Origin of the sequence: Enterobacter sp. 148H3 (assembly GCF_034107425.1) — a bacterium.
GTDB classification, from domain to species: Bacteria; Pseudomonadota; Gammaproteobacteria; order Enterobacterales; family Enterobacteriaceae; genus Enterobacter; species Enterobacter vonholyi.
Genome location: NZ_JAWNEI010000010.1, coordinates 179,884 through 192,907 on the forward strand (window position 1 = coordinate 179,884; position 13,024 = coordinate 192,907).

The following is a 13,024-nucleotide window of genomic DNA, read 5'->3' on the forward strand; positions in this document are numbered from 1 at the left end:
GTCTCGCCCTTCTCAACCGCTCTAGCGTAACCCCACACTCGAGTAGAACCGTCCATGCTGGTCAGCCAATACAACCATATCCTTGTCGTCCTCTCCTTTGTTGTTGCCATCCTTGCTGCGTATACCGCATTGAATATGGCTGCACGCGTTGCCGGAAGCGAGGGCGTCGCTGCCCGCGTCTGGCTGGCTGGCGGCGGTATTGCTATGGGTATTGGCGTGTGGGCCATGCATTTTATCGGTATGCTGGCGATGGACCTCTCCATGAGCATGAGCTACAACGCCACCCTGACGGTGTTATCTATGGTCATCGCCGTGGGGTCGTCGCTATTTGCGCTATGGCTCGTTAGCTGCGAGCAATTACGCCTGCGCCGACTGCTGCCCGGAGCGTTGGTGATGGGAAGCGGTATTGTTGCAATGCATTACACCGGTATGGCGGCGCTGGAAGTGATGCCCGGGATTATCTGGGACAAGGTCTGGGTGGCCATTTCGGTCGCGATTGCGCTTGCCGCTTCACTCGCGGCGTTATGGCTGACCTTCCGCCTGCGCCACGAAGCAGCGCAGGTCGTGCTGATGCGCATGGGTGCCGCCATCACGATGGGAATTGCCATTGCCGGTATGCACTATGCCGGGATGAAAGCGGCGCAGTTTCCGATGTCCACAATGGTTCATCATGAGGGTATCAACGGGAGCTGGCTGGCGGTGCTGGTTAGCGTCGTCGCGCTCTCTATTCTTGGGATCACCCTGCTGGTCTCGATGCTGGATGCCCGCCTTCAGGCTCGTACCGCCCTTTTGGCCTCGTCGCTTGCAGAAGCTAACCGGGAACTCGCTCAACTGGCTCTACACGATACCCTCACGCGTCTGCCCAACCGTATCCTGCTGGAAGACAGACTCGATCAGGCCATCAGCAAAGCCGATCGTGAAAGAACCCATTTTGCCCTGATGTTCATGGATCTTGACGGTTTTAAAGCCATCAATGATGCCTACGGCCATGATGTCGGTGACAGGCTGCTGGTCGCCGTTACACAGCGTCTGCTGCTTCTCCTGAAAGGCCAGTTCACCCTTGCACGTATTGGCGGTGATGAGTTTGTTCTGCTGGCAGAGGGAGAAGGTCCGGACGACGCGGCGTCGCTGGCGAATTCGCTGGTACGCGCGATCGATAGTCCATTCAATCTCAGTCCCTATGAACTGGTGGTTACCCTCAGCATTGGTATTGCGCTGTACCCTCACGACGGCAAAACCGAGCGTGAGCTGATGTTTAACGCCGACGCGGCGATGTATCACACGAAGCATATGGGCCGTAACGGTTACCATTTTTTCCAGCCCTCCATGAACACCCTGGCGCAGACCCATCTCCAGTTAATGAACGATTTGTGGATGGCAATCGAGCGCAATGAGCTGCGCCTGCTCTATCAGCCAAAATTCAACGCCCCCGCGGGTCCTGTCCTCGGATTCGAGGCGTTATTACGCTGGCAGCATCCTAAGCAGGGGTTACTGACCCCTGACCTTTTCCTGCCGCTGGCGGAAAAAACGGGGCTGATCATCCCCATAGGCAACTGGGTGATTAATGAAGCCTGTCGCCAGCTGCGGGAATGGCATCTGCAGGGGCATCAAAGCTGGTCAATGGCGGTAAACCTGTCGACACTGCAGTTTGAACAACCTTCGCTGGTTAAAACGGTTCTCGACTGCCTGGCACTTCACCAGGTGCCACCGGAATTGTTGATCCTCGAAGTGACGGAAACCACGGCGATGAGCAACCCGGATGAGAGCGTACGAGTGCTGACAGAGCTGACGGATGCGGGGGTGAAAGCCTCCATTGATGATTTTGGCACCGGATATTCAAGCCTGCTGTACCTCAAACGCTTACCGGCCTGCGAACTAAAAATCGACAGGGCGTTTGTACAAGAGCTTAGCGGGGAGAGTGAGGATGCGACTATTGTCTCAGCGATTGTAGCCCTTGCAAAAACACTTAACCTGAAAGTCGTGGCTGAAGGTGTAGAAACCGAAGCGCAGCAGGCCTTTTTGACCGAGCTAGGCTGTAACACCCTTCAGGGTTATCTGTTAGGTAAACCCGTCAGCGCGGAAACCATCGAAGCACTTTGTGCCCGAGGAGAAATGTTACCTGCCGCTGAGTAGTAAGCATCATCAGGCGACACGCGAATGACAGGAAGTGTCGCCAGAATGTTATCAACCAGGGCGGGGGCCTGCTGATAAAGATTAAAACTGTCGGTATTCATTAGCCAGTTTTTAATTATTCCGCTAAAAAACCCGTGGAATACAATCAAGGTGAGATCAACATTCACCTTTGGCGAAATGATATTCCGCGAAATACAGGTCTCCAGCGTGGCACGGAGCGTGTCATCATTAAATCCAATACGTTTTCTGATTTCATGCTCTGAAATCATATCACCGCTAAATTCACACTTATGATACAGAATTTGTAAAAGCGCACATTGCCGGGGTTCATGGGCAATATACTGCAGCGCAGTAATAAATTGCTCACGAAGTTTTAACAAGGGATCGTCACTATCGGAAAGGGAAAGCCTGTCGCGGATAATGTCGCGAAGGGGTAATTGCTGTTCCCAGATGGCATTAAATATTTCAGATTTACTGGTGAAGTGCCAGTAGATAGCGCCGCGCGTCACCTTAGCAGCATCAGCGATATCCGTCAGCGTCGTGCTGGCTACGCCACGCATCGCAAACTGTCCGATAGCCGCCTCAATCAGTTTCTGCCGGGTTTGTTGAGCTTCTTCTTTCTTTTTACGCGCCATAGGCAACTACTCGTGACTCAGAAGGTTTAAAGGTAATATTGCGTTCATGCAAATGTAAGTATTCACTAAAATCCGTTTTAATTTTGCACAAAAAAAGTCACCTCTATTAATTTATAATTAATACAAATACATTAAATCAATTAAATTGGCGGCATGAATAACAAGAAGCATTAAACTCACTTACCTGATTAATATACATGAAGTATACCCCTGAATGGACATGGTCTGATTCTGATTTTTTCTGCAAGCATGGTCATTCGCACTTATAAATTAAAAAAGATTAAATACCCTCATTATTATACGCAGCTACATTTTATTTTTTATCCCTCTGCCCCGCTACCGATTCGCGGCATATATCGGTTTATGGGTATTTAAAGGAACAGTAATGACGAATCATTTCAGACGCTTGCCCTTATCCGGTTTCATTGTCTGCGCGGTACTGCTCACTGGATGCGATGGTCAGGAAAATCAACAACACCTGCAGGCACCTCAGGTCAGCGTGCATATTGTGCAAAGCGCGCCTCTGGCTGTCACCACTGAACTCCCGGGAAGAACAGATGCGTTCCGCGTTGCAGAGGTTCGTCCGCAGGTTAGCGGTATCATCCTGCGCCGCAACTTCACGGAAGGTAGCGATGTAAAAGCCGGGGATTCGCTTTATCAGATTGATCCTGCAACCTATCAGGCGGCATACGATAACGCGAAAGGCGAGCTGGCGAAGGCCCAGGCGGCGGCCAATATTGCGCACCTGACGGTGAAACGTTATCTCCCGCTGGTCGGCACACAGTATGTCAGCAAGCAAGAGTATGACCAGGCCGTCGCCACGGCCCAGCAGGCAGATGCCAGCGTCGTCGCCGCCAAAGCGGGCGTTGAAAGTGCACGAATCAATCTTGCTTATACCAAGGTGACGTCTCCCGTCGATGGTCGCATCGGCAAATCCAGCGTGACGGAAGGGGCGCTGGTGACGAACGGACAAACCGCTGCGCTGGCAACGGTCCAGCAGCTCGATCCTATTTATGTCGATGTCACCCAGTCCAGCAATGATTTTATGCGCCTTAAACAAACGAGCCTGCAAAAAGGCGATAACGCCAGCAGCGTTGAGCTACTGATGGAGAACGGACAGCCCTATCCGCTGAAAGGCAGATTGCAGTTCTCTGACGTCACGGTGGACGAAAGTACCGGCTCGATTACCCTGCGCGCTATTTTCCCGAATCCTCAACATCTGCTGTTACCCGGCATGTTCGTTCGCGCCCGCATTGATGAAGGTACGCAGCCGGATGCGATTCTGGTTCCCCAGCAAGGCGTGACCCGCACACCGCGAGGCGAAGCCACCGTGATGGTGGTGAACGATAAAAACCAGGTTGAGTCGCGTACCGTCGTTGCGCCTCAGGCGATTGGGGACCGCTGGCTGGTAACCGAAGGGCTGAAAAACGGTGACCGCGTGATCGTCAGCGGGCTACAGAAAGTCAGACCGGGGGTAACCGTCGTCGCCACGCCGGATACCACAACGACTCCAGCCGGTTAAGGGACGACGACATGGCTAATTTCTTTATTCAGAGACCGGTTTTCGCCTGGGTACTTGCTATCATTTTGATGATTGCTGGCGGGCTGGCCATTCTCAAACTCCCCGTCGCACAGTACCCAACCATTGCACCTCCCGCCGTGGCGATATCCGCGACCTACCCTGGAGCTGACGCTCAAACGGTACAGGATACCGTGACTCAGGTTATCGAACAGAACATGAACGGTATCGATAACCTGATGTATATGTCATCCACCAGCGATTCAGCGGGCAACGTCACCATCACTCTGACCTTCGAGTCAGGAACCGATCCGGATATCGCTCAGGTACAAGTGCAAAACAAGCTGCAGCTCGCCATGCCGCTGCTGCCGCAAGAGGTGCAGCAGCAAGGGATCGGCGTGGAGAAATCCAGCAGCAGCTTCCTGCTGGTCGCCGGTTTTGTTTCTGACAACAAAAATCTCACGCAGAACGACATCTCTGATTACGTCGCCTCAAACGTCAAAGATGCCATCAGCCGAACGTCTGGCGTTGGCGACGTGCAGCTGTTTGGTGCTCAGTATGCGATGCGCATCTGGCTCGACAGCAACGCGATGAACAAATACCAGTTGACGCCGCTGGATATTATCAGCCAGCTGAAAACGCAGAACGACCAGATAGCGGCAGGCCAGCTGGGCGGAACGCCGTCCATTCCCGGTCAGCAGCTGAATGCCTCGATCATCGCGCAAACTCGCCTGAAATCACCGGGGGAATTTGGCCGCGTGACGCTCAAGGTGAATCAGGACGGCTCGATGGTTCATCTGAAGGATGTGGCTCGCATTGAGCTCGGTGGCGAAAACTACAACATGGTCACTAAAATCAACGGGCAGGCGGCAACCGGTCTCGGGATCAAGCTGGCAACCGGAGCAAATGCGCTGGACACTGCGGCTGCCATTAAGAGCAAGCTGACGCAACTGCAGCAGTTCTTCCCACAGGGTCTGAAAGTTGTCTATCCCTATGACACCACGCCTTTTGTAAAAATCTCTATCCACGAAGTGGTGAAGACCCTGTTTGAAGCAATCATTCTCGTCTTCCTGGTCATGTACCTCTTCCTGCAAAACCTGCGGGCAACGCTCATCCCGACTATCGCGGTGCCGGTCGTTCTGCTGGGTACCTTCGCGGTTCTGGCGGCATTTGGTTTCTCCATCAATACCCTGACGATGTTCGGCATGGTGCTGGCGATAGGTCTGCTGGTCGATGACGCTATCGTGGTCGTTGAGAACGTTGAACGCGTCATGGTCGAGGATAACCTGCCGCCCAAAGAGGCCACGCAGAAGTCGATGGAGCAGATCCAGGGTGCGCTGGTAGGGATCGCCATGGTGCTCTCGGCGGTCTTTATTCCAATGGCCTTTTTTGGCGGCTCGACTGGAGCAATATATCGCCAGTTCTCACTGACTATCGTGTCCGCTATGGCGCTGTCGGTACTGGTTGCGCTAATCCTGACGCCCGCACTCTGCGCAACGTTGCTTAAGCCCGTATCCGACGACCATCGTCAGAAAAAAGGTGGCTTTTTCAGCTGGTTTAATGCGCTCTTTGATAAAAGCGTGGAGCACTACAGCAACAGCGTGAGCGGTATTTTGCGCAAGACAGGGCGCTATCTGGTGGTGTACGTCATCATCGTCGGTGGGATGGCGGTGCTCTTCCTGCGCTTACCTACCTCCTTTCTGCCCGAAGAGGATCAGGGGGTGTTCATGACGATGGTTCAACTCCCGGCAGGTGCAACTCAGACGCGTACTCAACAGGTGCTCGACCAGGTACAGGACTATTACCTGAACAAAGAGAAGGCGAACGTCGAATCCGTCTTTACCGTAAATGGCTTTAGCTTTAGCGGCCAGGGTCAGAACGCCGGCATTGCCTTCGTCAGCCTGAAGCCCTGGGAGGAACGCCCGGGACAGAAAAACGGCGTTGAGGCGATTGTCGGTCGCGCGACCAAAGCCTTCAGTCAGATTAAAGATGGACTCGTGTTCCCGTTTAACCTGCCTGCAATTATCGAACTGGGTACCGCCACGGGCTTCGATTTTGAATTAATCGATCAGGCTAACCTGGGGCATACCCAGCTAACGCAGGCGCGTGACCAACTGCTTAGCATGGTAAAAGAGCACCCTGACCTGCTGGTTAGCGTGCGTCCTAACGGTCTTGAAGATACGCCTCAATTCAAGCTTGATGTCGACCAGGAGAAAGCGCAGGCGCTGGGCGTCAGTCTTTCTGACGTCAACCAGACGATTTCGACGGCCTTAGGTGGCACCTATGTGAACGACTTTATCGATCATGGGCGCGTGAAAAAAGTCTACGTACAGGCCGACGCAAAATTCCGTATGTTGCCAGGAGATATTAACAACCTTTACGTGCGCAGCGCGAATGGAGAAATGGTCCCTTTCTCAGCTTTTAGCAACGCTCGCTGGGTCTATGGTTCACCCCGACTGGAGCGCTATAACGGGATGCCCTCTATGGAGATCCTCGGTGAGTCAGCCCCGGGTAAAAGTACCGGTGAGGCTATGGTTATGATGGAAAGTCTCGCGGCAAAACTGCCTTCCGGTATCGGATATGACTGGACGGGGATGTCTTATCAGGAGCGGCTTTCGGGTAACCAGGCACCTGCCCTGTACGCCATTTCACTGATCGTGGTGTTCCTGTGTCTGGCAGCGCTGTATGAAAGCTGGTCCATTCCGTTCTCCGTTATGCTGGTTGTGCCGCTGGGGGTCATTGGGGCGCTTCTCGCAGCGTCACTGCGTGGATTAAACAATGACGTCTATTTCCAGGTCGGCCTGCTGACGACGATTGGTTTATCGGCGAAAAACGCCATTTTGATCGTCGAATTTGCTAAGGACCTGATGGAGAAAGAAGGTTCAGGCATCATTGAAGCCACACTGGAAGCGTCAAGGATGCGCCTTCGACCGATCCTGATGACTTCCCTGGCCTTTATCCTTGGTGTCATGCCGCTGGTAATCAGCGCCGGGGCCGGGAGCGGCGCACAAAACGCCGTCGGTACGGGTGTGATGGGGGGAATGCTTTCTGCAACGCTTCTGGCGATTTTCTTCGTGCCCGTCTTCTTTGTGGTTGTCCGTCGACGCTTTACCCGTCATAAAGATTAACATTTCCCTAAAAAGGCACCTCAGGTGCCTTTTTATTTTTAAGATAAACAATGAATTAGGCATTAAGCAAAAGTCATGTTAAAAATACGATGATTTGTATTAAGTAAAAACACTCTATTACCCCTTCATAATGTCTCCATTAATTCGTCCTGAAACCGGCTTTTCTCCACGATTTTTACAAACTACATAATTTGAGATTATTCCTCGTGTAACGTGGACTTACCCCGGTGGTAAAATAACCTCCAGTTCGTTAATTGCCCTCCTGGCTTTATAGCGGACGAGAAATAATACTGAGGTAACATCATGAAAAGATTCATTTCCGTTGCACTCCTCGCTGCGCTGCTTGCTGGTTGCGCGCACGACTCTCCATGTGTACCGGTTTACGACGACCAGGGCCGACTGGTTCATACCAATACCTGTATGAAAGGCACCACCCAGGATAACTGGGAAACTGCAGGTGCTATCGCCGGCGGTGCTGCCGCAGTGGCGGGTTTGACGCTGGGTATTGTTGCCCTGACGAAGTAACATCTGTTGAGAAAGCGCGGCTCTGTCCGCGCTTTTGCTTTTAATGAGTGCAGCATTTTCAAATAAGTAAAAAAATAGCCCCGCATTTATTCGCGTAATTAATTTAAGCCTGACGCCAGTCACAACTTTTTCGTATAGTCACTCAAATTACCTGGCCTATCGTGATGATTTTCACACATTAATATTATTGAATACCCTGCCAATATTCACGCTGAAAACTATCTCTTCTTTTTCCTGACTCGACTCAAAACTTTTGCTCCAATTTGTGGCACAGGTTGTAATTTCGCACCGTTTCAGGGCGCTCGTTTTATTTAAGTCTGTCTACACTCAGCATTAAGCGTTCACTCATCTCTAATTTTGTCGGACGCAAAACTGGCATTACGTTTGCTTTATAAACGTTGGCCAAAGCCACAGACAGGTAAAGCGTTTAAAAACGCCTCTATAACGATAAATTTCGCCACACAGGATGCATTATGAAAAAGACGATGATAGCCAGCCTGGCCGCTGCAGGCATGTTGTTTGCCGTAGCTGGTCAAGCCCATGCGGGAACGACACTGGATGCCGTTAAAAAGAAAGGTTTTGTTCAATGCGGTATCAGTGACGGTTTGCCTGGCTTCTCTTATGCCGATGCGAACGGCAAATTTACCGGTATTGATGTGGATGTCTGCCGTGGCGTTGCAGCCGCCGTTTTTGGTGATGACAGCAAAGTAAAATACACCCCGCTGACGGCGAAAGAACGCTTTACGGCACTGCAGTCCGGCGAGGTCGACATGCTCTCCCGTAATACCACCTGGACGTCATCCCGTGATGCAGGCATGGGGATGTCATTTACGGGCGTGACCTATTATGACGGCATCGGCTTCCTGACCCACAACAAAGCCGGCCTGAAAAGCGCTAAGGAGCTGGATGGGGCCACCGTTTGTATCCAGGCGGGCACCGATACCGAGCTGAACGTCGCCGATTATTTCAAAGCAAATAACATGAAATATACGCCAGTGACATTCGACCGCTCGGATGAATCGGCTAAAGCGCTGGAATCCGGCCGTTGCGACACGCTGGCCTCTGACCAGTCACAGCTGTATGCCTTACGCATTAAGCTGAGCAACCCGGCAGAATGGATTGTTCTGCCTGAAGTGATCTCCAAAGAACCTCTCGGCCCTGTCGTTCGTCGTGGCGATGAAGACTGGTTCTCCATTGTTCGCTGGACGCTGTTCGCCATGCTGAACGCAGAAGAGATGGGCATCAACTCGAAAAACGTGGACGAGAAAGCTGCTAAACCATCCAACCCGGATATGGCGCACCTGCTCGGTAAAGAAGGTGATTTCGGCAAGGATCTGAAGCTGGATAACAAGTGGGCTTACAACATCATCAAACAGGTGGGCAACTACTCTGAGATCTTTGAACGCAACGTGGGATCGGAAAGCCCGCTGAAGATCAAACGCGGCCAGAACAATCTCTGGAACAACGGCGGTATTCAGTACGCACCACCAGTACGTTAAGTCATAGCTGTAACGGGCACTGCTGCGGCAGTGCCCACTCCAGAGTCATGGTTACTGAGGTTTCTTATGTCCCATCGCCGCTCAGCCGTAAAAGGATCGCTATCCTTTTCTCATCCCGCGGTCCGCGCCTGGCTATTCCAGATTATTGCTATTGTTGCGGTTGTTCTCATCGCCGTGTATCTCATCCATAACACCATCACCAACCTGAATAATCGCGGCATTACCTCCGGTTTCGCGTTTTTAGACCGCAGCGCGGGGTTTGGTATTGTTCAGCATCTTATTGATTACCAGGAAGGTGACACGTATGGACGCGTGTTCGTGGTCGGTTTACTGAATACGCTGCTGGTATCGGCGCTTTGTATCGTCTTCGCCTCGATACTGGGCTTCTTTATTGGCCTGGCGCGTCTTTCTGAAAACTGGCTCCTGCGGAAGCTGTCGACTGTTTATATTGAAACGTTCCGCAATATCCCCCCGCTCCTGCAGATCTTCTTTTGGTATTTTGCCGTATTGCGTAACCTACCCGGCCCCCGTCAGGCCGTCGACGCGTTTGAGCTTTTTTTCCTGAGCAACCGTGGGTTGTCTATCCCTTCTCCTCTGCCGGGTGAAGGTCTGTACGCTTTTATCGGCGCGATTGTGATAGCGTTTGCTCTGTCTGCCGGGGTATTCCGTTTTAACCGCAAGCATCAGATCAAAACCGGTCAGCTTCGCAGAACCTGGCCCACGGCAGTTATCCTGCTCGTTAGCCTGCCGCTGGTGGCACACTGGCTGTTTGGGGCCGCGTTGCACTGGGATGTTCCACACCTACGAGGCTTTAACTTCCAGGGTGGAATGGTGTTAATTCCCGAGCTGGCAGCTCTAACATTGGCGCTGTCGATTTATACGTCCGCGTTTATTGCCGAGATTATTCGTGCCGGGATCCAGGCCGTACCTTACGGACAGCACGAGGCGGCACGCTCGCTGGGATTACCCCATACCGTGACGCTTCGCCAGGTCATTATCCCGCAGGCTTTACGGGTCATCATTCCGCCTCTGACCAGCCAGTATCTCAACATCGTTAAAAACTCGTCGCTGGCCGCCGCTATTGGTTATCCGGATATGGTGTCACTCTTCGCCGGAACCGTGCTTAACCAGACCGGACAAGCCATTGAAACCATCGCCATCACGATGTCTGTCTATCTCATCATCAGCCTGGTGATTTCATTGCTGATGAACCTCTATAACCGTCGTATAGCACTGGTCGAGCGCTAAGGATTTATGATGACAAAAGCGATACTGTCGCACTCCTCGCGCCCTGCCAACTCGACAGGTGGACGTTTCATTCTCTGGGCGCGCAAGAACCTGTTCTCCAGCTGGAGTAACAGCCTGCTGACGATTGTCTGCCTGTGGCTCATGTGGGAATTGATTCCTCCTCTGCTGAACTGGGCGTTTTTACAGGCCAACTGGGTCGGTTCAACTCGGGCAGACTGTACAAAAGCCGGTGCCTGCTGGGTGTTTATCCATGAACGCTTCGGTCAGTTCATGTATGGGTTGTATCCGCATGAACAGCGCTGGCGGATTAATCTGGCGCTGGTTATCGGCCTGCTCTCTGTCGCAGTCATGTTCTGGAACAAGCTGCCTCACCGTGGACGCTATATTGCCGTCTGGGCGGTGGTTTATCCGATTATTGTCTGGGTGCTGTTGTATGGCGGTTTCCTTGGGCTGGAACGCGTTGAAACACGCCAGTGGGGCGGGCTGACGCTGACGCTGATTATCGCTTCTGTGGGCATAGCCGGTGCACTACCGTGGGGGATTTTACTGGCCCTGGGACGGCGTTCAAAAATGCCGATTGTACGCGTGCTCTCCGTTATCTTCATTGAGTTCTGGCGCGGCGTCCCGCTTATTACCGTTCTCTTTATGTCGTCGGTCATGCTGCCGCTATTCATGGCAGAAGGTACAACAATCGACAAACTGATCCGTGCCCTGGTCGGGGTAATTCTCTTCCAGTCCGCCTATGTCGCTGAAGTTGTACGTGGTGGTCTGCAGGCGTTGCCTAAAGGGCAGTACGAAGCGGCGGAATCACTGGCTCTCGGTTACTGGAAAACGCAGGGACTGGTCATTCTTCCACAAGCACTCAAGCTGGTTATTCCGGGTCTGGTCAACACGATCATTGCCCTCTTCAAGGATACCAGCCTGGTGATCATCATCGGATTGTTCGATCTCTTTAGCAGCGTGCAGCAGGCAACCGTTGACCCTGTCTGGCTGGGTATGTCCACCGAAGGATATGTCTTTGCTGCCCTGATCTACTGGATCTTTTGTTTTAGCATGTCGCGCTACAGCCAGCATCTGGAAAAGCGCTTTAACACCGGGCGTACACCGCACTGAGGAAATTATGAGCCAAATAACTATGACACCCGCCGACGCGATGATTACGCTGGAAAGTGTGAATAAATGGTACGGACAGTTTCATGTCCTGAAGGACATTAATCTTAAGGTAAAGCAGGGAGAACGCATCGTCCTTTGCGGCCCTTCTGGCTCCGGGAAATCCACAACCATTCGCTGTATTAATCATCTTGAAGAACATCAGCAAGGACGCATTGTGGTTGATGGTATCGAGCTGAATGAAGATATCCGCAATATCGAACGCGTGCGTCAGGAAGTGGGTATGGTCTTTCAGCACTTTAATCTGTTTCCGCACCTGACCGTTCTGCAGAACTGTACGCTTGCACCGATTTGGGTACGGAAGATGCCGAAAAAGGAAGCCGAGGCGTTGGCAATGCACTATCTGGAGCGAGTGCGCATCGCAGAGCATGCCAATAAGTTCCCTGGCCAGATATCGGGTGGCCAGCAGCAGCGTGTGGCTATCGCCCGTTCACTGTGTATGAAACCGAAAATTATGCTGTTTGATGAACCGACATCTGCCCTCGATCCGGAAATGGTGAAAGAGGTTCTGGACACCATGATTGGGCTGGCACAATCCGGCATGACCATGCTGTGCGTGACGCATGAGATGGGTTTTGCACGAACCGTCGCCGATCGGGTGATCTTTATGGACCGCGGGGAGATTGTTGAGCAGGCGCCACCGGATGAGTTCTTTGCGCATCCGAAGTCAGAGCGTACGCGAGCATTCCTGTCGCAGGTAATTCATTAATCAGCAGTTTTTTCCCGGTAGCGCTGCGCTTACCGGGCTTACGGTTTTCACGAGAATCATAACGCAAAAAGGCCATCCTTTCGGATGGCCTTCTCACTTATTTGATGTCTGGCAGTTCCCTACTCTCACATGGGGAGACCCCACACTACCATCGGCGCCACGGCGTTTCACTTCTGAGTTCGGCATGGGGTCAGGTGGGACCACCGCGCTAAAGCCGCCAGACAAATTCTTTTACTTCTTGCCGAACTTTAACCTAAGTATAAAGTGGTGCTGATACCCAGAGTCGAACTGGGGACCTCACCCTTACCAAGGGTGCGCTCTACCAACTGAGCCATATCAGCACGCTAAATTTGATGCCTGGCAGTTCCCTACTCTCACATGGGGAGACCCCACACTACCATCGGCGCTACGGCGTTTCACTTCTGAGTTCGGCATGGGGTCAGGTGGGACCACCGCGC

Annotated in this window: 9 protein-coding genes, 1 tRNA gene and 2 rRNA genes; 8 read left to right on the forward strand and 4 right to left on the reverse strand. The window is 52.5% G+C overall.

Annotated elements, in window-relative coordinates:
- Positions 1–54: 54 nt before the first annotated feature.
- Positions 55–2,133 (forward strand): putative bifunctional diguanylate cyclase/phosphodiesterase, encoded by a 2,079-nt coding sequence (locus USH94_RS16175; RefSeq protein WP_111965003.1) that lies wholly within the window; start codon positions 55–57, stop codon positions 2,131–2,133.
- Here the strand turns inward: USH94_RS16175 and envR are convergent.
- Positions 2,052–2,768, reverse strand: coding sequence for an acrEF/envCD operon transcriptional regulator (gene envR / locus USH94_RS16180; RefSeq protein ID WP_111965004.1), 717 nt, complete (start codon positions 2,766–2,768; stop codon positions 2,052–2,054). The genes USH94_RS16175 and envR overlap by 82 nt on opposite strands.
- A gap of 385 nt (positions 2,769–3,153) precedes the next feature.
- On the opposite strand from envR, the gene USH94_RS16185 reads away from it, so the two are divergent.
- The 7 genes from USH94_RS16185 (at position 3,154) to USH94_RS16215 (ending at position 12,566) form a co-directional block, all read left to right on the forward strand.
- Positions 3,154–4,290 carry an efflux RND transporter periplasmic adaptor subunit gene (locus USH94_RS16185; protein ID WP_146749037.1) on the forward strand — a complete coding sequence of 379 codons (1,137 nt, stop codon included), beginning with the start codon at positions 3,154–3,156 and terminating at the stop codon, positions 4,288–4,290.
- An 11-nt stretch (positions 4,291–4,301) separates the two neighbouring features.
- The gene (locus tag USH94_RS16190) at positions 4,302–7,415 is read left to right on the forward strand and encodes an efflux RND transporter permease subunit (RefSeq protein ID WP_111965006.1); all 3,114 of its coding nucleotides are present in this window, start codon (positions 4,302–4,304) and stop codon (positions 7,413–7,415) included.
- A gap of 303 nt (positions 7,416–7,718) precedes the next feature.
- Complete coding sequence (locus tag USH94_RS16195) at positions 7,719–7,940, forward strand: lipoprotein (RefSeq protein WP_008502867.1); 222 nt, start codon at positions 7,719–7,721, stop codon at positions 7,938–7,940.
- A gap of 473 nt (positions 7,941–8,413) precedes the next feature.
- The gene (locus tag USH94_RS16200; protein WP_023333654.1) at positions 8,414–9,439 is read left to right on the forward strand and encodes an amino acid ABC transporter substrate-binding protein; all 1,026 of its coding nucleotides are present in this window, start codon (positions 8,414–8,416) and stop codon (positions 9,437–9,439) included.
- A 66-nt stretch (positions 9,440–9,505) separates the two neighbouring features.
- On the forward strand, positions 9,506–10,687 hold the full coding sequence (locus USH94_RS16205; RefSeq protein WP_111965007.1) for an amino acid ABC transporter permease: 1,182 nt from the start codon (positions 9,506–9,508) through the stop codon (positions 10,685–10,687).
- Between the two features lie 9 nt (positions 10,688–10,696).
- Positions 10,697–11,800 (forward strand): amino acid ABC transporter permease, encoded by a 1,104-nt coding sequence (locus tag USH94_RS16210; protein ID WP_111965008.1) that lies wholly within the window; start codon positions 10,697–10,699, stop codon positions 11,798–11,800.
- Between the two features lie 7 nt (positions 11,801–11,807).
- The gene (locus USH94_RS16215) at positions 11,808–12,566 is read left to right on the forward strand and encodes an amino acid ABC transporter ATP-binding protein (protein ID WP_111965009.1); all 759 of its coding nucleotides are present in this window, start codon (positions 11,808–11,810) and stop codon (positions 12,564–12,566) included.
- Positions 12,567–12,672: 106 nt separating this feature from the next.
- On the opposite strand, the gene rrf (USH94_RS16220) is transcribed toward USH94_RS16215, so the two are convergent.
- The 3 genes from rrf (USH94_RS16220) to rrf (USH94_RS16230) all read right to left on the reverse strand — a co-directional run.
- A 5S ribosomal RNA gene (gene rrf / locus USH94_RS16220) occupies positions 12,673–12,788 on the reverse strand.
- Between the two features lie 43 nt (positions 12,789–12,831).
- Positions 12,832–12,907: transfer RNA gene (locus USH94_RS16225), tRNA-Thr, on the reverse strand.
- Between the two features lie 14 nt (positions 12,908–12,921).
- A 5S ribosomal RNA gene (rrf, locus tag USH94_RS16230) occupies positions 12,922–13,024 on the reverse strand; the annotation flags it as partial.